Source organism: Streptomyces sp. NPDC033180 (assembly GCF_055577645.1).
This window is the reverse complement of the sequence record NZ_JBVIPU010000002.1, coordinates 576596-598083: the sequence shown is the minus strand read 5'-3', so window position 1 is coordinate 598083 and position 21488 is coordinate 576596. Positions and strand designations below refer to the sequence as shown.

The 21488-nt window shown below is 71.2% G+C and carries 19 protein-coding genes and 3 pseudogenes; 13 read left to right on the top strand and 9 right to left on the bottom strand.

Annotated features, from left to right (window positions below; all coding sequences use genetic code 11):
- Positions 1 to 132: 132 nt before the first annotated feature.
- Positions 133 to 852 carry a DUF2470 domain-containing protein gene (locus ACZ5WE_RS09425; protein ID WP_467684195.1) on the top strand — a complete coding sequence of 240 codons (720 nt, stop codon included), beginning with the start codon at positions 133 to 135 and terminating at the stop codon, positions 850 to 852.
- On the opposite strand, the gene ACZ5WE_RS09420 is transcribed toward ACZ5WE_RS09425, so the two are convergent.
- Positions 823 to 1113 (bottom strand): YkvA family protein, encoded by a 291-nt coding sequence (locus ACZ5WE_RS09420; protein ID WP_467684197.1) that lies wholly within the window; start codon positions 1111 to 1113, stop codon positions 823 to 825. The genes ACZ5WE_RS09425 and ACZ5WE_RS09420 overlap by 30 nt on opposite strands.
- 225 nt (positions 1114 to 1338) lie before the next feature.
- Here ACZ5WE_RS09420 and ACZ5WE_RS09415 point away from each other — a divergent pair, with 225 nt between their 5' ends.
- Entirely contained in the window at positions 1339 to 2529 is a 1191-nt protein-coding gene (locus ACZ5WE_RS09415; RefSeq protein WP_467684199.1) for an amidohydrolase family protein, read from the top strand.
- Complete coding sequence (locus ACZ5WE_RS09410) at positions 2522 to 3145, top strand: isochorismatase family protein (protein WP_467684201.1); 624 nt, start codon at positions 2522 to 2524, stop codon at positions 3143 to 3145. Before ACZ5WE_RS09415 ends, ACZ5WE_RS09410 begins: the two co-directional genes overlap by 8 nt.
- Here the strand turns inward: ACZ5WE_RS09410 and ACZ5WE_RS09405 are convergent.
- The 5 genes from ACZ5WE_RS09405 to ACZ5WE_RS09385 all read right to left on the bottom strand — a co-directional run bounded on the left by ACZ5WE_RS09405 (position 3142) and on the right by ACZ5WE_RS09385 (position 8628).
- Positions 3142 to 4782, bottom strand: a complete 1641-nt coding sequence (locus ACZ5WE_RS09405; protein ID WP_467684203.1) for an alpha-amylase family glycosyl hydrolase — start codon at positions 4780 to 4782, stop codon at positions 3142 to 3144. The two genes, ACZ5WE_RS09410 and ACZ5WE_RS09405, sit on opposite strands and share 4 nt — an antisense overlap.
- Positions 4783 to 4849: 67 nt before the next feature.
- A complete protein-coding gene (locus ACZ5WE_RS09400) occupies positions 4850 to 6016 on the bottom strand; it encodes a lactonase family protein (RefSeq protein ID WP_467684204.1) in 1167 nt (388 codons plus the stop codon).
- Between the two features lie 150 nt (positions 6017 to 6166).
- Positions 6167 to 7045 carry an ABC transporter permease subunit gene (locus ACZ5WE_RS09395; protein WP_467684206.1) on the bottom strand — a complete coding sequence of 293 codons (879 nt, stop codon included), beginning with the start codon at positions 7043 to 7045 and terminating at the stop codon, positions 6167 to 6169.
- Positions 7042 to 7716 (bottom strand): amino acid ABC transporter permease, encoded by a 675-nt coding sequence (locus ACZ5WE_RS09390; RefSeq protein ID WP_467685157.1) that lies wholly within the window; start codon positions 7714 to 7716, stop codon positions 7042 to 7044. The genes ACZ5WE_RS09395 and ACZ5WE_RS09390 overlap by 4 nt, the downstream gene beginning before the upstream one ends.
- 93 nt (positions 7717 to 7809) lie before the next feature.
- Entirely contained in the window at positions 7810 to 8628 is an 819-nt protein-coding gene (locus ACZ5WE_RS09385; RefSeq protein WP_467684207.1) for a glutamate ABC transporter substrate-binding protein, read from the bottom strand.
- 714 nt (positions 8629 to 9342) lie between these two features.
- Between ACZ5WE_RS09385 and ACZ5WE_RS09380 the strand changes: the two genes are divergently transcribed.
- Complete coding sequence (locus tag ACZ5WE_RS09380; RefSeq protein ID WP_467684209.1) at positions 9343 to 9729, top strand: STAS domain-containing protein; 387 nt, start codon at positions 9343 to 9345, stop codon at positions 9727 to 9729.
- A 34-nt stretch (positions 9730 to 9763) separates the two neighbouring features.
- On the opposite strand, the gene ACZ5WE_RS09375 is transcribed toward ACZ5WE_RS09380, so the two are convergent.
- Together ACZ5WE_RS09375 and rpmF are read right to left on the bottom strand one after the other, a co-directional pair.
- On the bottom strand, positions 9764 to 10930 hold the full coding sequence (locus ACZ5WE_RS09375; RefSeq protein ID WP_467684211.1) for a GTP-binding protein: 1167 nt from the start codon (positions 10928 to 10930) through the stop codon (positions 9764 to 9766).
- 5 nt (positions 10931 to 10935) lie between these two features.
- The gene (gene rpmF / locus ACZ5WE_RS09370) at positions 10936 to 11106 is read right to left on the bottom strand and encodes a 50S ribosomal protein L32 (protein ID WP_467684213.1); all 171 of its coding nucleotides are present in this window, start codon (positions 11104 to 11106) and stop codon (positions 10936 to 10938) included.
- Positions 11107 to 11239: 133 nt separating this feature from the next.
- Here rpmF and ACZ5WE_RS09365 point away from each other — a divergent pair, with 133 nt between their 5' ends.
- From ACZ5WE_RS09365 to ACZ5WE_RS09325, 9 genes and pseudogenes are all read left to right on the top strand, one after another.
- On the top strand, positions 11240 to 12748 hold the full coding sequence (locus tag ACZ5WE_RS09365; RefSeq protein ID WP_467684215.1) for a membrane-associated oxidoreductase: 1509 nt from the start codon (positions 11240 to 11242) through the stop codon (positions 12746 to 12748).
- Positions 12749 to 12867: 119 nt separating this feature from the next.
- Positions 12868 to 13962 (top strand): substrate-binding domain-containing protein, encoded by a 1095-nt coding sequence (locus tag ACZ5WE_RS09360; RefSeq protein WP_467684217.1) that lies wholly within the window; start codon positions 12868 to 12870, stop codon positions 13960 to 13962.
- 91 nt (positions 13963 to 14053) lie between these two features.
- Positions 14054 to 14297 (top strand): annotated as a pseudogene (locus tag ACZ5WE_RS09355) (sugar ABC transporter substrate-binding protein); the annotation flags it as partial.
- Positions 14298 to 14579 (top strand): annotated as a pseudogene (locus ACZ5WE_RS09350) (carbohydrate ABC transporter permease); the annotation flags it as partial.
- Positions 14580 to 14621: 42 nt separating this feature from the next.
- Entirely contained in the window at positions 14622 to 15638 is a 1017-nt protein-coding gene (locus ACZ5WE_RS09345; protein WP_467684218.1) for a hydroxyacid dehydrogenase, read from the top strand.
- Entirely contained in the window at positions 15635 to 17518 is a 1884-nt protein-coding gene (locus tag ACZ5WE_RS09340; protein WP_467684220.1) for a DUF2264 domain-containing protein, read from the top strand. Before ACZ5WE_RS09345 ends, ACZ5WE_RS09340 begins: the two co-directional genes overlap by 4 nt.
- Before the next feature lie 73 nt (positions 17519 to 17591).
- A complete protein-coding gene (locus ACZ5WE_RS09335; protein WP_467684222.1) occupies positions 17592 to 18380 on the top strand; it encodes a MerR family transcriptional regulator in 789 nt (262 codons plus the stop codon).
- A gap of 8 nt (positions 18381 to 18388) precedes the next feature.
- The gene (locus ACZ5WE_RS09330) at positions 18389 to 18532 is read left to right on the top strand and encodes a hypothetical protein (protein WP_467684224.1); all 144 of its coding nucleotides are present in this window, start codon (positions 18389 to 18391) and stop codon (positions 18530 to 18532) included.
- Positions 18529 to 19713: pseudogene (locus tag ACZ5WE_RS09325) on the top strand (glycosyltransferase); the annotation flags it as partial. The gene ACZ5WE_RS09330 and the pseudogene ACZ5WE_RS09325, both read left to right, overlap by 4 nt.
- A 15-nt stretch (positions 19714 to 19728) precedes the next feature.
- Here the strand turns inward: ACZ5WE_RS09325 and ACZ5WE_RS09320 are convergent.
- Positions 19729 to 21381 carry an amidohydrolase gene (locus tag ACZ5WE_RS09320; protein ID WP_467684226.1) on the bottom strand — a complete coding sequence of 551 codons (1653 nt, stop codon included), beginning with the start codon at positions 21379 to 21381 and terminating at the stop codon, positions 19729 to 19731.
- Positions 21382 to 21488 lie beyond the last annotated feature (107 nt).

The window sequence follows — 21488 nt, the reverse complement described above, 5'->3', positions numbered from 1 at the left end:
CGTTCGCGACCGGGGCTCTGCCCGGCGCACCGATCGGCCCCGCGTGATTCACCGCGCGGGGCCTTTCGCGTACTGGCCCTGTTCCGCGATCTCCGATAAGTTAGGCAAGGCTTACCTAATGGAGGTTGAAGGATGGGTGTCCGTCACGCCGGCACGACCGTGCCCACCGCAGCGGCTCGCGCTCGCTCACTGCTCACCACCGCGTGGTCCTGCGCGGTGACAACGGAGATCGGCAGGGATGAACTCGTAGGCGCGCACAGCGTCACGCCGGAGGGCATCCTCCTGCTGTCACCGCCACCCGACAGCGCGCTGGCCACCGCGATGATCTGCGCGCCGCGCGGCGAACCGTCGACCCTGGTGGAGTTCGCCGACGTCGCCCCCGTACCGGTACGGGACCGTATCCGGGCCCGGCTGTGGCTGTCGGGGTCTCTGGTCCCCGACGGGGAGGGATTCATCTTCGCGCCGACCTGCGCCGTACTGCACGACTCCGCGGGGGGCCGCGTCGGCATCGACCTCGACGAACTCGCCCTGGCCGCACCCGACCCGCTGGCCGAGGCGGAGGCACGCCTGCTCACCCATCTCGCCGACGCGCACGAGGACGCCGTCGAGCAGCTGACCCGGCTCGTGTGCGCGGACAGCCTGCACGGCGTGGTGCGCGTACGCCCGCTCGCCATCGACCGTTACGCGCTCACGCTGCGCCTCGAGAAGGCCAGCAGCCAGGCGGACGTCCGGCTCGCCTTCGACGAGCCCGTCGAGGACGTGTCCCAGGTGACCGAGCGCATGCACATCCTGCTCACGAAGGCCCGGCACCTGCGCCGCCCCCTACTGCGCCCCACGCCCCCCGACGCCTGAGTTCGCCGACCTCATGGACCGCAGCGCGAGTACGAGCACACCGATGTCATCGAGAAGCACCGGGTCGGGCAGCAGATCGGCCGGCAGGACGAGATAGGCGACCGCGCCCCAGAACACCCACTGACGCTCGACCGGCAGCCCCGCCGCGCGCAACGTGCGCCGCGCGTGGACCAGACGTACGAGCAGCGCGATCGCGACCGCGAGCGTCACGGCCACCAGGACCGCGCCGGCAACAAGGAGGACCGTGACTTCCGTGCTCATCAGACCCTGACCTCCGTCCTGCGATGTCCTGCGACGTCCTGCGACGCCCTGTGCGGGCACTCGGCCCAGGCTATGGGTACCCGCGGGACGCCGCGCGAACATCCTGCCCCGCCCTCATATGACGGACGTTCCGCTCTCCCGCGACGGACTTTCTGCCCTCCCATGACGGACGATGGAGGCCGGCACCACCGCCGGCACCTCCAACTCCTTCCCGGAAAGGCAGAGATGAGCCAGACGCTGATCTTGGCAGGGCGGGTTCTGACCGGGCCTCGTGGCCAGCACGTCACGGACGGCGCCGTACTGACACAGGGCACCGACATCGTCGCCGCGGGCGCCCGAGCCGAGGTCGAGCCCCTGGCACGCGGCGTGTCGCGGCGGTACGCGCTGCCCGACGCCACAGTGCTGCCCGGCCTCATCGACGCCCATGTCCACCTGGTCTTCGACGCGAGCAAGGACCCCGTCGCCGTCCTGGACGCGCACAGCGACACCACCCTCATGGCGGCGATGGAGGAGCGGGCACTCCAGTTCCTGCGCAGCGGCGTCACCACGGTGCGCGATCTGGGTGACCGGGGGCGCCTCACGCTGCGGCTGCGCGAGGAGATCGCCGCGTCCCGGGTGCCGGGCCCGCGGATCGTCGCGGCCACGACGCCGCTGACCACGAAAGGCGGCCACTGCTGGTTCTTGGGCGGTGAGGTCGAGGGCGAGGACGAGATCCGCGCCCTGGTGCGGCGCAACGCCGAGCTCGGCGCGGACGTCATCAAGGTCATGGCCACCGGCGGCGGCCTCACCCGAGGCGGTCCCGCCACCTGGCAGTCCCAGTTCGACGCCCCCGAGATCCGTCTGATCGTCCGTGAAGCGCACCGGGCGGGACTGCCGGTCGCCGCCCATGGACACGGCACGGCGGGGATCGTGGCCGCCGTGATGGCGGGCGTCGACACCATCGAGCACTGCACCTGGATGACGCGCAAGGGCATCGGCCTGCGCGAGGACGTCCTGGACGCCATCGTCGCCAAGGGCATCCGGATCTGCCCCACGGTCAGCCCGAACTGGCGGATGCTGCCCATGTTCTTCGGCGCCGAACGGGCCAAGGAGATGTTCGACCAGGTCCGCACGATGGCGGAGCACGGCGCGCGGCTGATCGCCGGGACGGACGCCGGAGTCCAGCGTGCGGGCTGTGACGGCCTGGCCCAGAGCCTCGGCTTCTACCAGCACTTGGGGCTGGAGCCCGGTCGCGTCATCGACATGGCGACCTCGGAGGCCGCCGACGCCTTGGGCATCGCCGACCAGGTCGGACACCTGGCCGCGGGGTACCGTGCCGACCTGATCGCGGTGCACGGCGACCCACTCAGGGACGTTGAGGCCCTGGGTGACGTACGTCTGATCATGGCGAACGGCAAGATGGTGGACCATGAGTGAGCAATCCGCACCACCTACGCAGCCACATTCCTCGAAGCCCGTCCAGGCGCCTCCATCCTCGAAGCCGGTCCAGGCGCTGATCGTCGTCGACATGCAGGCCGCCTTCGTCACCGGCGCCGACGCCGTGCCCGAAGCGGCCCGCGTCCTCGACCGTACGACCGACCTGATCACCCGAGCCCGCGCCGCGGGCGCCCTGGTGATCCAGCTCCAGAACGACGGGGAGCCGGGCGCCGTCGACGAACCCGGCACCCCGGGCTGGGAGATACACCTCCCCGCGGACACGGACCGGGACGAGAAGGTCCTGCGCAAGACCGTCGACGACGGCTTCGAGAAAACCGGACTCGCGGACCTGCTCGCCGCAGCGGGTGTGCGCGACCTCGCCCTCTGCGGGGTGCAGTCCGAGATGTGCGTGATGGCGACCGCGCGTACCGCCCTGGAGCTGGACTTCCGCGTCGTCCTGCCGCACGACGCGCACGCCACGTACGACATCCCGGCCGCCGAGGGCATCAGCGACCCGGTCCCGGCGGCGATGGTGTCCCGGGTGGCCGAATGGGCCCTCGGCGACGAGGTCGAGATCGTCGCGAGGGCCCGGGACGTCGACTTCACCAAGCCCTAGAAGCTGTCCGACCCTGATCCACCGGACAGGCCCTGGCGAGCGGGCGGAGTACGCAGATCGAAGACGCCGTACCCGAACCCCCGCGCCGTGACGACGCCGCTTCCCGCCTCCACACCCTCCGCCTCCAGCGCGCGCGGGCTCTCGCCCACGACAGGGGTGGTGAACACCGCCGGTGTGCTGCGGGGATTGATCACCACGAGATGGTGCCCGCCCCTGACGTACACGAACGGATAGCCGCTGTGCAGCACCTCCACCGAGCCGTCGGGTCCCAACTCCCGAGTGGCCTTGCGCAGGGCGATGAGCCGGTGCACGAGGTGCAGCAGAGAGGTCTCGTCCGCCATCTGGGCGGCAACGCTGGGGCGCCGCGGGTCGGGGTCGACGGGCAGGTAGAGGCGGCCGGCCGGTGCGGTGGAGAAGCCCGCGGTCGGGCTGTCGTCCCACTGCATGGGAGTGCGCGAGCCCGCCCGGTTGTAGCGCGGGCCGAGCACGCTGCCCTCGGTGTCGGGCAGCCCGGGGACGTAGCGCATGCCGATCTCGTCGCCGTAGTAGATCGCGGGGAGCGTGGGCCAGGTGAGCTGGAAGGCGAACGCCGCCGGGAGCTGCTCGGCGGTGCGCGGACCGCAGTTGAGGCGGGAGAAGTCGTGGTTGGAGGTGGGCAGCGCGACGTGCCCGGCATCACCGATGGCCTCGCGGGCCGCCTGCCACGCCTCGACGAACGTACGGGGTGATCCCCTGCCGCTCGGGTCGAAGAAGCAGTCGACAGGGTCCCACGCCTCGTCGTCCGTGCCCTCGCCGTTGTTCCACAGGGAGCGCAGGGGCCCGCCGTTGGTGGGGCCGCCGAACTGGAGGAAGAAGTCGGCGTGGAACCCCGCGGGCACGGACACCGCCGGATCGCCCCACTCGGACAGCAGCACCGCCTCCGGGTGGGCGGCGTCCAGCCAGCCGCGCAGCTCGGTCCACACCGCGGCCGTCGCGCTGCGGTCCGGGTCGTCCTTGACGAGGGAGTGCGCCATGTCGACGCGGAAACCGGCGAGGCCGAGCCCCAGCCAGTGGTCCATGATGTCGCGCAGCGCGGCCCGGTTGGCGCGCGGACCCTCGGCATCGACGGACTGCCGCCAGGGCTCGGCCGGGTCCTTGCGCGCGTAACCGAAGTTGAGGGCGGGCTGGGTGTCGAAGAAGTTCGGCAGGTACGCGCCGGGGCGGCTCCCCGGGGACCGCACGAAACCGTCGGGGCAGCCCTTTGCCGCCCAGATGTACCGATGGTCGTCCGGGTCGCCGGCCGACGCGGTGAACCACGGATGCCGGTCCGAGGTGTGCCCGGCCACCAGATCGAGCAGCACCCGGATGCCGCGCCGCCCCGCCTCGTTCACCAGCTCGGCCAGGTCGTCGTTCGTGCCGTAGCGGGGCGCGACGCACAGGTAGTCGGAGACGTCGTACCCCGCGTCGCGGAACGGCGAGGCGAAGCAGGGGTTGATCCAGACAGTGTTGACACCGAGCCAGGCCAAGTGGTCCAGGTGCCCGGTGATGCCGTTGAAGTCACCGATGCCGTCGCCGTCGGAGTCGGCGAAGGACTGCGGATAGATCTGGTAGAAGACGGCGTCGGAGAGCCAGTCGGGGGCGGGGCGGAACGAAGTCATGGAGCGGGTGCGTCCTTTCCCTCGTACGGTTGCGGCTGAGGCGGATCAGTCGGGCACGGAACGCGCCCTAGAGCGGTAGCGCGCACACGGCCACCGGCGCGGCGAACGGTTCTCCCGCCAGGCGTAGTTGGCCGCTCTTGCCCACCTGGAACACACTCACCGAGCTCGACTTCTGGTTGGCCGCGAACAGCAGCCGCTGGGACGGCGAGAAGGCGATGTGCCGGGGGAAGTCCCCGCCGACGGGGACCGTGTCGAGCAGCCGCAGCCGGGCGCCACCCGCTTCGATCGCGTACCGCGTGAGGCTGTTGTGCCCGCGGTTGGCGAGGAAGGCGAAGGTTCCCTCGCGCGTGACGAGCAACTGCGCCGGATAGCTGGTGCCCTCGCCCGTCCCGGTGGGCTGCGGCGCACCGGGGGTCAGCCGCCCGCTCGCGGGGTCGTACGCGCAGACGACCACCGTGTTGTCGAGCTCGTTGGCGAGATAGGCGAAGCGTCCCGAGGGATGGAAGGTGAGGTGGCGCGGCCCGGCTCCCGGTCGCAGGGTGGCGTACGAGACCTGGGTGAGCTTCCCCTTCTTCGCATCGAGGCGATAGCTGTGCACGGTGTCGTTGCCCAGGTCGACGGCCAGGAGGTGTCCGCCGTCCGGGCTTGTCACGATCTGGTGGGCGTGCGGCCCGTCCTGCCCCGGGCCGGGCGGCGGGCTGGAGTGGGTGACCACGTCACTCAACTCGCCCAGTGCGCCCGAGCGTTGTATCGGGTGAACGGCCACGCTGCCGGAGAGATAGTTCGCGCTGAGCAGCCAGCGGCCGCTCGGGTGCACGGACAGATGGCAGGGCCCGGCGCCGCCGGTACCGCGCGCACCCAGAACCTCGGGCCCCGAGGGCGGGAGAGCGATCGCGGTCACACCGCCCTGCTCCCGCTCATTGACGGCGTAGAGGGTCCTGCCCGAGGGGTGGAGGCAGAGGTAGGAGGGGTCGGGCACCCCGGTCAGCGTGCCGGTGCCGGTGATGCGTCCCGTCGCTTCGTCGTACGTCGCAAGTCCGAGGCCCGCGCCGCCTTCTGGCCTGGTGGTGTACGTGCCGAGAAAGAGTGGGCGCGCGCGGTGCGGGGGCCTTCCAGGGGATGCGGCGAATGCGGCCGGCGCGGACGCGGCGACGGCAGTGGCGGCGACTGCTCCGATGAATCCCCGCCGCCCCCAGGCGTCTGCCGTGCGCTGCCCGTCGTTCTCACCGGTCATGCCAGCCTCCATGTCCGCAACTCACGCGTCGCTGGTGACGCACGTGGCAGACACAGTGGTATCCGCGAACCTCCAAGGACAAGAGGCACAACCAGGGTTGCGTTCTGCGCAACGCCGGGACGCGAGGGGTGCACGCCCGGGACGCGAGGGTCAGGCGAGCGGGGCGGGCCCCGATAGGCCGCTGGTGACCGCTGCTCCCGTTCTCTTCCTGCTGCGCCCGACCCAGGACTCGGTACGGGCGGCGAGGGTGGTGAGCAGCAGGTTCAGCACGATGAAGAGCAGCGCGACGACGGTGAAGGAGGCGATGGTGTTGGCGCCGTAGTTCGCGGAGACCAGGCGGACCTGGTGGAGCAGTTCGTCGAACGCCAGCATCTCACCGCCGAGCGCGGTGTCCTTGACGATGACCACGAGTTGGGTGGTGAGGGCGGGCAGCATCGCGGTGACCGCCTGGGGCAGCAGTACGGACGCCATGACCTGGCCCTTGCGCATCCCGATAGCACGCGCGGCGTCGCTCTGGCCTCGGGGCAGGGCGAGAATCCCGGCTCGTACGATCTCGGCGAGCACGGCGGCGTTGAAGACGACGAGGCCCGTCACGACCGAGTACAGCGGGCGCATCTCGGGGGAGACGTCGCTGAAGCGCGCGTACACCTCGTTCGCCAGGAGCATCAGCATCAGCACAGGGACGGCGCGGCAGCAGTCGATCAGCGCTCCGACGGACCGGCGGAGCGCCGCGTGGTCGGAGAGCCGCGCGACGGCGAGCAGGGCGCCCAGGGGCAGGGCAAGGACCAGCGCGAGGGCGGCGGCCTGGACGGTGTGGAGCAGGCCCGGCAGCAGGAACTCGGTCCACACCCGGGAGTCTTCGACGAAGGGGTCCCACTTCTCGGCGGCCAGTTGGTTCTTGTCGGCGAGCAGCTTCAGGACCCACCAGGCCGCGGCGGCGAGTACCAGGAGGAACAGCGAGGAGCACAGCAGGTTGCGGCGTCTGGCGCGAGGACCGGGGGCGTCGTACAGGACGGAGAGGGCGTTCATCGCCGGACCGCCACTCTGGTGCTGATCCAGCCCAACAGGAGTCCGGTGGGCAGGGTGATGCAGACGAACCCGAAGGCGAAGACCGCGAAGACGGCGAAGATGGCGTGGCTTTCGTTCTCCATCATCTCCTTCATCAGCAGGGCGGCCTCGCCGACCCCGATGGCGGCGGCCGTCGTGGTGTTCTTGGTCAGCGACATCAGCACGGTGGCCAGCGGATTCACCACGGCACGGAACGCCTGGGGCAGCACGACGTGGCGCAGTACCTGGGGGAAGGTCAGGCCCAGTGAGCGGGCGGCCTCGGCCTCGCCGACCGGCACGCTGTTGATGCCGGAACGCAGTGATTCGCAGACGAAAGTGGCGGTGTAGGCGGACAATCCCAGGACCGCGAGACGGAACCCGGTCTCCTTCGCCGTGCTGCCGCCGAGCGTCGCGCCCATCGTCTGGTGCAGGGCGAGCGAGGTGGCGACGATGATGACGGTCAGGGGCGTGTTGCGGACGAGGTGGACGTACAGGGCGGCGAAGGCGCGCAGCAGAGGGACCGGGCTGACCCGCAGGCCGGCCAGGATCGTGCCCCAGGTCAGGGCCCCGACCGCTGCGTACAGCGCGAGTTGGATGGTCACCCAGAAGGCGCCGAACAGGTCGTAGCGCTGCAGGTCGAGAAAGTCGGGCAGCAGCGCGGCGGTCTCGAAGGCGGACGGGCCGGTCGGGCGGGACGGGGGTGCGGGGGACGGAGCCCCGGACGGGAGGTGGCCGACCACGGGCCCTCAGCCGGTCTCGGTGATCTTCGGAGCCTTTTCGTAGTCGAAGCGAGCCGGGCCGAAATGCTTGCGTACCGCCCGGTCCCAGGACTTGTCAGCGATCATCTTCCGCAGCGCCTTGTTGACCTTGCCCCGCAGCTCGGTGTCGGACTTGGCCACGCCGATGCCGTAGCGCTCATCGCTGAGTTGCAGGCCGGCGAGTCTGAACTTGCCGCGGTGCGCGCGTTGCGCGGCGAAGCCGGCGAGGATCGCGTCGTCGTTGGTGAGCGCGTCGACGACCTTGTTCTCCAGGCCGGTCAGGCATTCCGTGGGTGAACTGAACTCCTGCAGGTCGGCCTTCGGAGCAAGCTCGTCCTTCACGTTCTGCGCGGACGTGGACCCGGTGACCGAGCAGAGTTTTCTGGAGTTCAGGTCGTCGGCGTCCTTGATGGACGGGTCGTCGGCGCGGACCAGCAGGTCCTGGTGGGCGAGGAAGTACGGCCCGGCGAAGGAGACTTTGCGCTTGCGCTCCTCGGTGATCGAGTAGCTCGCGACGACCAGGTCCACGTCCCCGCGCACCAGCAGATTCTCGCGCTCGGCCGGAACTGTCGCTTTCCACGTGATCCGGTCCTTCGATACGCCCAACTCCTCGGCGACATAGGTGGCGACGTCGATGTCAAGGCCCCGATACGCGCCGTCGGGCCCTCGCAGCCCGATGCCCGGAAGGTCATCACGGACCGCGACGGTCAGTCGCTCCCCGTCCTGCCCGCCGCCCGACCCACCGCATCCCGCGGTGCCGGTCAGTACCAGTGCGACGAAGGCCGCGGCCCTCCTGCAACGCCTCATCCGGTCTTCCCCCTCGCAGGGCCACCCCGCTGGTCGAGCTCGATCAAAAACCCCGTAGACCAGCCAACGTCCCACACGTGCACTGCGGCCACAACGACGCGATCCGGACATCTACCTCGGATCGAACGGCAGACCGAGTGCTCGGGCGGGGTGGCCCGTCACAGCCTCGCCGGTCTCGGCCCACAGGCCTGCGGCCTCCGTATCCGCCGCTCGATCAGCGTGACCATCGACGGGATCCGTGGCGGTCCACGCCACGGACATCCTGCTGCGCCGCAGCCGCTACGAGGGCCTCGGGCTGTCGGACGAAACCCCTGGTGACCCCTGCTGATTCACCGCAGGCGTCAACGAAGCCGGTGCCCTCGCGCTCGCCGCGGGCTCCGGTCGGCGAGGTCCCTGGTGGTGCGGATCTCGCTCTTGTCGTCGGCACGGTCGTGGCGTCGAGCGTCTGCGCCCCCCCGGCGCGGCGCACGAACGGTGTCGCACCCAGCGCGCGAAATACGGAGAGTAACTGCGGTAGATGGGCCGCGAATATGCGCCGCGCAGTGGCCGAGGATGCCACCCGGAGGTATGAACTAGCTCTGAGCGGGCAAGATGTAGGTGCCATTCGCGGTGCCGCCCCAGACCCCGGCGGCGTCGGGCGCCGGCCTCAGGGCCTCGCCGCTCGCGTTGTCGTAACTCTTCGTATGCGGGGTGTAGTGAATTGGGGGGTGGACCATGGGCACGCCCGACCCGGGCTTTGGGCTGCACCACCGTGTGGTGGACGGATCGATCATTCTGACGTTCCGCGGTGAACTGGACGCCTGGGCGGATCAGGAACTCTCGCCGCGCGTAGCGGAGTTGCTGGACCGGCCGGGCGCAGACGTGCTGGTGGACCTGCGGCAGGTGACCTTCCTGGACGCCGGAGGACTGCGGCTCCTCGTGCGCATCAAAGGCCGGACCGTCGCCAAACGACGCACCCTGCGGCTGGTCCGCAGCAGCCCGCGCGTGTGGCGGGTTCTGCGGATCACCCGGCTCGATGGCAGCTTCACCGTCCTGGACAGCATGCCCGCCGCTCTGGAAACGCCCGACGACTGCGAGGGAAACCTCAACAGGCCGGCCTAGAGGCCCGGAGGAAGCCCGTGCGCAGCTGCCGGGCCTACTGCTGTGCGACGGCGAGGGCCTCGTGCTCGCAGGTGTCGTCGATCCCGTACATGTCCCACGCGGGGAACGGATCATCCGCGGGGAGGCTCTCACCCTCGGCCATGAGACAACAGGCGAGTGCCGCCCGCAGTGCATCGGCGCGCAACTCCGTCCCGATGAAGACCAGTTCCTGCCCCGGTTGGTTCCCAGCGCCACGCGCCGCGGACGGTTCGAAGCGCGCCACGGACCCCGCCTGTGACCACAGTCCGGTCACGTTCGGGCGGCTCGCGAGCCAGAAGAAGCCCTTGGACCGCAGAACATCTCCGAAGGTCCCACTGTCCAGGCCTTTCGTGACGAAGTTCCACAACCGCTCCGGATGAAAGGGGAGTTCGGAGCGGAAGACGGTGCTGGAGATCCCGTACTCCTCGGTCTCCGGCACGTGGTCGCCGTTCAGCTCCCGCACCCACCCCGGTGCCTGCTGTGCCCTCTCCAGGTCGAAAAGGCCGGTGCCGAGCACCTGTTGGAGATCGACGCGGCCGTGTGTCGCGGTCACGACGCGGGCGGACGGGTTGAGGCGGGCGAGTGCGGCGGCGAGCCGTTCAGCGCTCCGCGCGTCCACGAGGTCGAGCTTGTTCAGGACGACGACGTCCGCGAACTCGACCTGGTCCATCAGCAGATCGCTGACGGTCCGCTCGTCCTCCTCGTACTGATCGAGCCCTCGCTCCACCAGGCCGTCCCCGCCCGCCAGTTCCGGCAGGAAGTTCGCGGCGTCGACCACCGTCACCATCGTGTCGAGGCGGGCCAGGTCGCCGAGTGCTGCCCCGTCGTCGCGCGGGAACGCGAAGGTGGCGGCGACCGGCATCGGCTCGGAGATGCCACTGGACTCGATGAGGAGGTAGTCGAACTGGCCCGCTCGCGCCAGCCGGTCGACCTCCTCCAGCAGATCGTCGCGCAGGGTGCAGCAGATGCACCCGTTGGTCATCTCCACGAGGCGCTCCTCGGTGCGCGAGAGGGCGGCCTCGCCACCGCGCACGAGGGCCGCGTCGATGTTGACCTCGCTCATGTCGTTGACGATCACCGCGACGCGCAGGCCGTCGCGGTTGCCCAGGACATGGTTGAGCACGGTCGTCTTGCCCGCGCCGAGGAAGCCGGACAGGACGGTCACCGGCAGTCGCCCGGCCACGCCCCTCACCCCTCGGGGCGCAGCAGGCCGCGCTCGTACGCCTTGGCCAGTCGCTGGGGCACCAGGTAGGCGGAGCCGTCGACGGTGACCGGCGCGAGCCGCGGGGTGCTGGCCTTCCACTGGGCGCGGCGGTGGCGGGTGTTGCTGCGGGACGTTTTCCGCTTGGGTACGGCCATGGGTTCGGGTCCTTTCTCGGCGGTGCGTGCCGAGGCTATATGAAAATGGGTCCCATTTCGAATTAGGGTCTGCGCCGGTCGGTCCCAGACCCGTGGTTGACAGGCCGAACGCGCCCGCGACAGCATCCGGCCGATGGAGATCACCGACCTGACACCGGCGGAGCACCGCGTCTGGCAGGCGTTTCCGCTCGGCGACGGCGTCGACTTCAGCGAGAGTCCCGACGACGACCCCCGGGCCGGTGGGTCCTGGGGGCCCGAGCGGACGGTGCGTGCCGAGGTGCTGCGGGCGCTGCTGCTCAACGGGCCCGCGCGGGACGGCGAAGTGGCGGGCCTGAAGCTGACGGGCGCCCGGATCACCGGGCGCCTCGACCTCAAGTACGGCACGGTCGAGGCGCCCGTACGGCTGCGGTCCTGCCACTTCGAGGAGACGCCGGACCTGTACGGGGCCCAGATCCGCGCCCTGGCCCTGACCGACTCGGTCCTGCCGGGGCTGACGGCGGGCACCCTCCGGGTCGAGCTGGTCCTGCGGATCACCTGCTGCCGGATAGCGGGCCCGGTGCGCCTCGCGGGCGCGCAGATCAGTGGCGCCTTCTTCGCCAACGGCGCGGAGCTCGGCGCCCCACAGGACCCCGGCGAGCCCCCCGCACCGGACTCGCCGGGATCCCGAGCGGCGGCGGAAGCGGTGCTGCAGCTGAACCACGCGGCGATCGGTGCCGACCTGTGGGCCGTCGGCCTGGTGGCCCACGGCCAGGTCCGGCTGAACGGCGCCACCGTCGGAGGCCAGGTCAACCTCGACGACGCCGAGCTGAGTGCTCCCGGCGATGTCGTCCTGCACGCGGAGAACCTCTCGGTCGGCACCGATCTGCGGGCCAAGCGGCTGCGCGCCCGCGGCACGCTCAACCTGAGCGGCGCCAGAATCCCGCAGCACGCGAATCTGGCCCACGCCCGCCTCTCCCGCCCCGGTGGGACGGCGCTGCGCGCCAGTAGTTGTGTCGTCGGTGAGCTGTGGCTGCGGGAGGCCGCGCCGATCCAGGGCTCCGTGAACTTGCGCCGCGCCCAGCTCGACCTGCTGTACGCCTCTCCGGAGGTCTGGCCGGACCAGGTCAAGCTCGACGGCCTCGGCTACCGCAGGCTCGCCCCGGACCTGCCCGCCGAGCAGCGGCTGCCGCTGCTCGAGCGCGAAGCGGGAGGTTATCTCCCGCAGGCCTACGAGCAGTTGACGGCGGCGTACCGCACCGTGGGGGACGAGGCCGCCGCTCGCACCGTGCAGTTGGCCAAGCTCCGCCGCCACCGGCGGACGCTGCCCCCGTACGCCAGGGTCTGGGGCCATCTCCAGGATGTGACGGTCGGTTATGGATTTCGGCCGATGCGCGCCGCCGGATGGCTGCTCGTCCTGCTGCTCACCGGCGCGCTCGCCTTCGCCCTGCATTATCCGCCCGCGCTGAAGGCCGACGAGGCCCCCGACTTCAACCCCGTCTTCTACACCCTCGACCTGCTCATTCCGATCATCGGCTTCGGCCAGGAGCAGGCCTTCGCGCCGGTCGGCCGGTACCAGTGGCTCTCGTATCTGCTGATCGCCACGGGCTGGCTCCTCGTCACCACCGTCGCGGCCGGTATCACCCGCTCCCTCAGCCGTCAGTGACCCAGCGCTCATCGCGACGAACATCGCCGACCTGGACACAGGCGGGGGCAACGATCGATATCCTCCGGCGAAACGCTCAAACGAACACCTGACGGGTACGTCGCGAGGGGGCCGGCAGCATGCGGGAGCCGAGGGATGGCAGGCGGCAGCGGATACTCGCGGTCGTGGAGTCGCGTGGTGAGGCGCGGTTGAGTGATCTCGCCGACGATCTCGAGGTGTCGGTGATCACGGTGCGCCGTGACGTCGAAGACCTGTCCCGTGAGGGGAAGTTGCGGCGCGGGCACGGCGTCGCGCGGTCGGTCGGGCCCGTGGAGCGGAGCCCCGAGCAGGCCCAACCCGTGGCGAGCGGCGGGGCCGTGGCGCTGATGGTGCCGGAGCGGCACACCTATCTGTACGAGACGATGCACGGGGCCCGGGGCGTCCTGGGCGAGGCGGGCATGCGGGTCGCCCTGCACATCGCACCGCAGGTGGAAGGCGCCGAACGACCGCTGGTCGAGCGGGTGTTGGCCGAAGGTGTACGAGGGCTTCTCATCGCCCCGCGCTGGCGCACCGAGGCGGAGGAGGAGGCGGACTACGCCTGGTTGGCGGCCTTGGGCGTGCCCACCGTCCTGATGGAGCGGCGCCCGCGTGCGGGCGGTGCGCTGCACTCGATCGACTCGGTCTGCACCGACCACTGGTTCGGAATCCATCTCGCCGTCGACCACCTCGTCCGGCTCGGTCACCAGCGGATCGTCCTGGCCGCGCGCGACGACAGCCCGACGGCCCGCGCCCTGCGTGCGGCGTTCGCCGAGATCGCCGCGTCCCGGCCGGAGATCGAGGACTGGAGCATCATGCTCAGCGCCCGGGGCGCGGGAGCGGGACGGGCACGCGAGCCACTCGATCTCGCGGCGCGGCTGCGCGAGCGCGGGGCGTCGGCCGCGGTGCTGCACGGCGACGTCGACGCGCTGATGCTCGTGCAACAGCTCATGGACGGCGGGGTGCGGGTGCCGCGGGACTGCTCGGTGGTGGCGTACGACGATGTGGTGGCCGCGCTCGGCAGTACTCCGCTGACCGCTGTGGCTCCGCCGAAGCACGAGGTGGGACGGGCGGCGGCCGGTCTACTGCTGCGCAGACTCGACGAGTTGGCGGGTCCCGGCGCAGGGCCGACGCAACGCGTGCAGCTGCTGCCGGAGCTCAAGGTCCGGGGATCCGCCGCACACCGTGGGACCGTTTGACCGCTTCAGTTTCTTTTGATCGGTCTATTGACCGGCCCCGTTCACACGATCAGGATTCCCGTGTCCCGAACAAGAGCCGCGGGAGGAACTCATGCCTGGTCGACCGAGCCGCCGATCCCTGCTCGCCGTGACAGCCGCAGCTCCCATGGCAGGTGCCCTCAGCGCCTGTTCGGGCAGCACGGGCGGCACGTCGAGCAGCAAGGGCGGCACCACACGCATCACCTTCTGGTCCGCACTGCGCGGCAGCCAGGAAGTGGTCGACGCGTTCAACAAGACCCACGACCGCCATCCAGGTCGAGTTCCAGCAGATTCCGTCCGGCGCCATGGGCGGGTACGTCTCCCAGCGGATGCTGGGCCCCGGCCTCGTCACCGTGTTCCTCTTCCAGCTCACCGCCATCTGGAACAACTTCTCCCTGCCCATGGTGATGCTCTCGGACGAGAAGCTTTACCCGGTCAGCCTCGGGCTCTACACCTGGAACAGCTCGGCCACCGTCTCGCCCGAGTACTACCCGGTGGTGATCATCGGCTCGCTCCTCGCGGTGCTGCCCCTGATCCTCGCCTTCATACTGCTGCAGCGCTTCTGGAAGTCGGGACTCACCGCGGGCTCGGTCAAGTGAAGCCATGCGGACCACGTGAACGATGTGAAAGGGAATGTGCTGATGAACGGCAGCCACCGGCCGCGAGCCGCGCTCGCCATGGCCCCGGACGCGGCGAAGGCCGTGCTCGGCCCCGACGCTCTGGCCGCACTGGGCCGGGTCTGCGATCTGGAACCGGACACCGTCCTCGACGACTTCACCACGGAGGCGGCACGCGCCGTGCTCCGGGACGTGGCGGTCCTGGTCACCGGCTGGGGCTGTCCACGGCTGGATGCCGCGGCGCTCGCGGCGGCGCCCCGGCTGCGCGCCGTCGTGCACACCGCCGGATCGGTACGCGGCCACATCACCCCGGAGTGCTGGGACCGCGGCATCGAGGTGTCGTCGGCGGCCGCGGCCAACGCGCTGCCCGTCGCCGAGTACACCGTCGCCATGATACTGCTCAGCGGCAAGCAAGTCATGGAGCGGTCACGGGAGTTCAAGGCCACCCGGCGCCGTGACGCATGGCTCGGCCTGTCGCACGGCGTGGGCAACTACGGCCGTACGGTCGGCATCCTCTCCGCCTCCATGATCGGTCGCCGCGTCATCGAACTCCTCGGCCCCTACGACCTCCAGGTCCTGCTGCACGACCCGTACGTCTCCGACGAGGAGGCCCGGGCACTCGGCGTGCGGCCGGTCGGCATCGGGGAGCTGTTCGCGAGCAGCGATGTCGTCAGCGTCCACACGCCCCTCCTTCCCGCCACCCGCGGTCTGGTCGGCCGTGAGCTGATCGCCGCGATGCGCCACGAGGCGGTGCTCATCAACACGGCCCGCGGCGCGATCCTCGACCAGGACGCCCTGACCGAAGCCGCGCTGGCCGGCCGCGTCCGCGCCGTGCTCGACGTCACCGACCCCGAAGTCCTGCCCCCCGAGCACCCGTTGTGGGAGTGCGACAACGTCATGATCACCCCACACCTGGCGGGTTCGCAGGGCAACGAGTGGCGGCGCCTCGCCGATCTCGCCGTCACCGAGCTAGGCCGCTGGGCCGGGGGCGACGGCTTCGCCCATGCCGTACGACGCGAAAGGCTGGCCCACCTCGCATGAGCATCCCCGGACTGCCCGGAGAAGACCGGGAGCTGAGCCCCCACACCGGGTACACGCGCGAGCACTGGGAGGCCGCAGCCGACGGTCTCCTGGGTGCCGCCTGGAAGTGGGCCACCCCGCACGGCGCCCTGCTCGACCTGCCGGGCCGGCCCTCCGCGTCCGGCGTGCGCTCGGACGGCCTGGAGGGATACGCCCGCACCCTCCTCGCCGCCGCGTTCCGGGTGGCGGGCGCCGAGGGCAAGGACCCGCACGGCTGGCTCGACCGGTACGCACAGGGCCTCGCGGCGGGCACGCGCACACCCGGCCGCGACGACGCCGAGTCCTGGCCGGTGATCCTCGACCACCACGTCCAGGGCCAGCCGATGGTCGAGTCCGCGTCCGTCGCCCTCGGCCTGCGGCTGACCCGGCCCTGGCTGTGGGACCGGCTCGACAGCGACGTACAGGACCGGGCGGAAGAGTGGCTGCGCGGCGCGATACGTCACATCCCCGCACCCAACAACTGGTACCTGTTCCCCTACACCGTGGCCGGGTTCCTGGAGTCCGTGGGCCGTGGCGACGCGGAGACGGCCAGGGCGCGCGAGCGGGCTCTCGAACTCCTGGAGACCTGGTACCGCGGCCAGGGCTGGTACGCCGACGGGGACGGCAGGGCCTTCGACCACTACAACGGCTGGGCGCTGCACCTGTACCCGACGCTCGATGCCCGACTGGGCGGTGACCAGGGCCAGTTGGGGCGGCACGGCGCCCGCCTGCACGAGCATCTGCAGAGCTTCGGGCTGCTCTTCGGCGCCGACGGCGCCCCGATCCACTTCGGCCGCTCCCTGACCTACCGCTTCGCCGCCGGGGCGTCCGTGGCCCTCGGCGCACTCACCGGCCACACGCCCCTCACCCCCGGCACCTCGCGCCGCCTGCTCAGCGGTTCGCTGCGCTACTTCATCGACCGCGGCTCCGTCAGCGCCGACGGACTGCTCACCCTCGGCTGGCACGGCCCGCACGAAGCGACCCTGCAGTCCTACTCCGGTCCCGCGTCGCCGTACTGGGCGTCCAAGGCGTTCGTCGGCCTCCTGGCACCGGCGAGCCATCCGCTGTGGACCGCCACGGAGGAACCCGCCCCGAGCGAGAGCCGCGACACGGTCCTCGCGCTGCCCGCGCCCGGCCTCCTCGTACAGGGCACCCGCGCGGACGGGATCGTACGGCTGCACAACCACGGGAGCGACCACGCGCGCCCGCACGAGGCCGAGTCGGCGGCACACGAGGACCCGCTCTACGCCCGCCAGGCCTACTCCACGCGGACCGGCCCCACGGCACGGGGCAACATCGCGGACAACCACCTGACGGTGGAGGTGGCGGGCGTACGCAGCGCACGCTGCCGCATCCATCCGCTGGGCGCGGGGCAGGGCAACGGCTGGGGCTGGGCCGCGTCCCGGCACACCCCCGCCTTCGTGAGCGGCCCGCCGATGGTGCCGGGCCTGTGCGTGGAGAGCGTCACCGTGGCCAAGGGCCGCCACGAGCTGCGCGTGCACCGCGTCGTCGGCGCCCCGCACGGCGCCCGCGTCTCCCACACGGGCTGGGCAACAGGCCCCGAAGAACCCCTGTTCTCCGCGCTCCACTCCTTGCACGGCTGGACGGCCCAGGACGAACAGCGCGCACCCCAGGGCACGGCCTTCACCCGATGGGCCCGCGTGCCGCGTCTCACGGCCGAGACGGAGGGCACGACCGTGTACGCGGCTCTTGCCACGCTCACGGCGGAACCGGACCCCGCGTCCTTGACGGACGCGGCCACGGTGGTGAGCACGACGAAGGACACCATCGAGGCGCGCTGGACGGACGACGGCTCCGTGACCCGGATCGTCTTCGAACCACTGACCGTCGAGCACGGGTGAGTGCCGGGCCAGGGCCGACTTGACCCTCACGTCGCGTCAGGCTGCACGCTGTACGCGACGAAAGGCGAGGTCCATGAGTTACACGGTGGGGCAGGTCTCCGGGTTCGCGGGGGTCACCGTCCGTACGCTGCATCACTACGACCGGTCCGGGCTGCTCGTGCCCAGCGAGCGAAGCGCGGGCGGGTACCGGCTGTACGGCGAGGCCGATCTGGCCCGCCTGCAGCAGATCCTCTTCTACCGCGAACTCGGCTTCGCCCTGGAGGAGATCGCGGAGATCCTCGCGAACCCGCAGGCCAACGCGCTGGACCAACTGCGGGCCCGGCACAAGGCGCTGGTGGAGCAGATCGGCAAACTGGGCCGCCTGGTGGAGGTCGCCGAGCGGGCCATGGAAGTGCAGCAGACCGGCGTGCGGCTCAACCCGCAGGAACGGTTCGAGGTGTTCGGCGAGATCACCTTCGACCTGAGCTACGCCACCGAGGCCGGCCTCAAGTGGGAGGACAGCGCGGGGCACCGGGAGGCGATGAGCAGGGCCGCCGCCCACTCCAAGGAGGACTGGGCGCGGCTCATGGGCGAGGCGGCAGCCTGGCGGACCGAACTCATCAAGGCGTTCGACGAGGGCGAGCCCGCCGAAGGAAAGCGCGCCATGGCCCTCGCCGAGGAGCACCGGCAGCACATCACCCGCTGGTTCACGCCCTGCCCGCCCGCCATGCACCTGCGCATCGCGGACGACTTCGCCGACGATCCCCGTGCCTTCGCCCTCGTCGTACCGCCGTCGGAACAGCGGCCGGGCCTGACGGCGTTCCTGCACACGGCGGTGCGGGCCAACGCGGAGCAGAGTGCGGGTGGGGTGGGAGACCGATGAGGTTCGTGATGGCTGCCGCAGGGCCCTACGGCGACGTCGTGGCGCCCACTGGTCTCGGCGTCCGGTTGCGGGAGGCCGGGCGCGATGTCGTGCCGGCCGTGCAGACGTTCTTCGGGTCTCAGCGGGGCGCGGGCAGGGAGGGAGTGGGATGAGAATTCTGATGGCTGCCGCCGGATCGTACGGGGATGTCGCCCCGTACACCGGTCTCGGCGCACGGTTGCGGGAGGGCGGGCATGACGTCGCCCTTGCCACGCAGGAGTCTTTCGCACCGCTCGTGCGAAGGGCCGGACTTGAATTCCGCTCGTTGCCCGCAGAGACGGGCGGAGCCGCCGGTGGAGGCAATCGGCAGCTGATGCGCACCGCCGCGGCGTTCGTGCGGGAGTTGGGCGCGGGGCTTCTGGAGGCTGCGGAGCCCGGCGCCGACGCGTTGCTGCTGTCGACGACCACGGCTCCTCTGGGCTGGCAGCTGGCCGAGGCCATGGGCGTGCCGTCCTTGGGTGTCTACCTCCAACCCACCCATCCCACTGGGGCGTTCGCGCCGGTGGTGGGTGGGGGCAGGTCGCTCGGTGGTCCCGGCAACCGGGCGCTCGGCCGCTTCTCCCTGCGCATGACGGACCGTGTCTACGCCGACGCGATCGCCGACCTGCGGGCACGCCTCTCGCTGCCCCGGCAAGGGCGGGGCGCCGCCCGGCGGCGACAGGAAGAGGCCCGGTGGCCTGTCCTGCACGGATTCAGCACCGCCGTCGTGCCCCGGCCGGCGGACTGGCGCGAAGGCCTGGACGTCGTCGGCAACTGGTGGCCGCACCACGACCCGGCCACCCCGTTGCCCGCCCCCGTCGAGGACTTCCTGCGGGCCGGGCCGCCGCCCGTCTTCATCGGGTTCGGCAGCATGGCCGCGGGTGACGGCGCACGGCTGAGCGAGCTGGCCGTCTCCGCGCTGCGCAGGGCGGGGCTGCGGGGAGTCCTGCAGGAGGGGCGGGCGGGACTGATGGCGCACGGCGACGACATCCTCACCGTCGACGAGATGCCCCACGCGCGTCTCTTCCCGCGGATGGCCGCCGTGGTCCATCACGCGGGCGCAGGCACCACGGCGGCGGCGTTGCGGGCCGGGGTGCCCGCGATTCCCGTGCCCGTCATGGCGGATCAGCCCTTCTGGGCGTCGCGGGTCGCCGGTCTCGGCGCGGCCACCACGCCCGTCCCGTTCAAGGAGCTCACCGCGGAGCGCCTGGCCGAACAGATCCGGCGTGCGGTGAGCGATGCCAGGTACGGGAAGGCCGCCGGCACCGTCGCCCGCCGGATGGGCGCGGAGGACGGCGCCGGTCAGGTACTCAAGGGTCGAGAGGCTCGGCTAGCCCCGCATCACCTCCCCGCCCACCACCACGACCTCGGCCCTCGTCCCCGGGATGTCCTGCGGACGCACCCGCAGAATGTCCCGGGACAGTACGACGAAGTCGGCCAGCTTGCCCACGGTCAGCGAACCGCGCTCGTCCTCGAGGAAGTTGGCGTACGCGGAGCCCATCGTGTAACCGTGGACGGCCGTTTCCACGTCGAGCGTCTCGTCCGGCTGCCAGGCCTCGCCGCCACCGAGGGGGCGGCGGGTGAGGGCGGTGTAGATGCCCGCCATCGGGTCCATCTCGGCGACGTTCCAGTCGCTGGAGAGCGCGAGGACGGCCCCGGCCTCGTGCAGACTCCGCATCGGCCAGGCCTTGTGCCACCGGTCGGAGCCGATGTTCTCGGCCCAGTCCTGGCCGGGGCCCGCGATCTCGGGGGCGCAGTGGCGCGGCTGCATGCAGGCGACGACACCGAGTTCCGCGAAGCGCGAGGTGTCGGCGGGGTCGAGGCACTCGACGTGGACGACCTGGTGGCGGGCGTCGCGCGGGCCGTTGAGGGCGCGGGCGTGCTCGACGGCGTCCAGGACCGTGCGGATGCCCCGGTCACCGGTGGCGTGCACGAAGCACTGGAAGCCGCGCGCGTCCAGTTTCGCGAGCAGGTCAGCGAACTCGTGCGCGGGATAGAACGTGTCGCCCCGGTGTTTCCCGCACCCGGTGTAGGGCTCCAGGAGCGCGGCCGTGCGCGGCTCGACGACGTCGTCGATGTACAGCTTGAGCGGCCCGACCCGCAGCCGGTCGTCCGTGAACTGCCGTGCGGCGTCGGCGAAGTCGTCCAGGTCCGCGTCGGACGTGCCGCGCGGATGGAAGAGCGCGGCGACGATGCGCGACCGAAGGCGTCCCTCCGCGCGGGCACGGGTGAACAGCTCCAGGTCGTCCAGGGAGTTCTGCGGCTCGACGACTGTGGTGATGCCGAAACCGATCGCGTCGTCCAGGCTCTTGGCAAGGCGCCCGTACTGCCGGTCGGGCGACGCCCAGGGCAGACCGAGCTCGCGCAGCGCCCGGTGCCCGTCGCGGGAGAGCCCCTTGACCGCGAAGTCCTTGATGAAACCGGTGGGTTCGCCCGTTTCCGGGTCGGTCTCGGCGCGGCCGAACGGCAGCGACGTACGGTCGCGGTCGACGCCGAGACGGCGCAGCGCGGCCGTGTTGAGCCAGGCGGTGTGGACGTCGTAGCTCAGGACGAAGGCCGGGGTGTCGCCGGTGACGGGGTCGAGGTCGGCGGCGTTCGGCATGCGGCCGCCGGGGACGGCCGAGTAGTCGAACGCCTCGGCCTCGATCCAGCCGGCGTCCGGATTCCCGGCCCGCCAGGCGCGGATGCGGTCGTGGATCTCGTCGAGCGTGCGGGCACCGGCGAGCTGTACGCAGGCGTTGTCCGAGCCGAGGCGCACGTGGTTGTGGGCGTCGATGAAGCCGGGCAGGACCAGGCGCCCGCCGCCGTCGACGACCCGGGAGCCCTCGCCGGTCCAGGAGCCCGCTTCCGCGTCGGGTCCGAGCCACGCGACGCGCCCGTCCAGGACGGCGAGTGCCTCGGCCGAGGGGAGGTCCGGGTCGACGGTGTGGATGCGGGCGTTGCGCAGGACGAGATCAGCGGGCCTGGGGGTGGTGCTGGTCATGAGAGGTGAACTCCTGGGGTGGTACGGGTAGTTCGTGTCGTACGAGGGGTGCGCGAGGGGCGCTGCGTGCGTGCTGGACGCGTGCTTCCTGTGTGCTTGATGCGCGC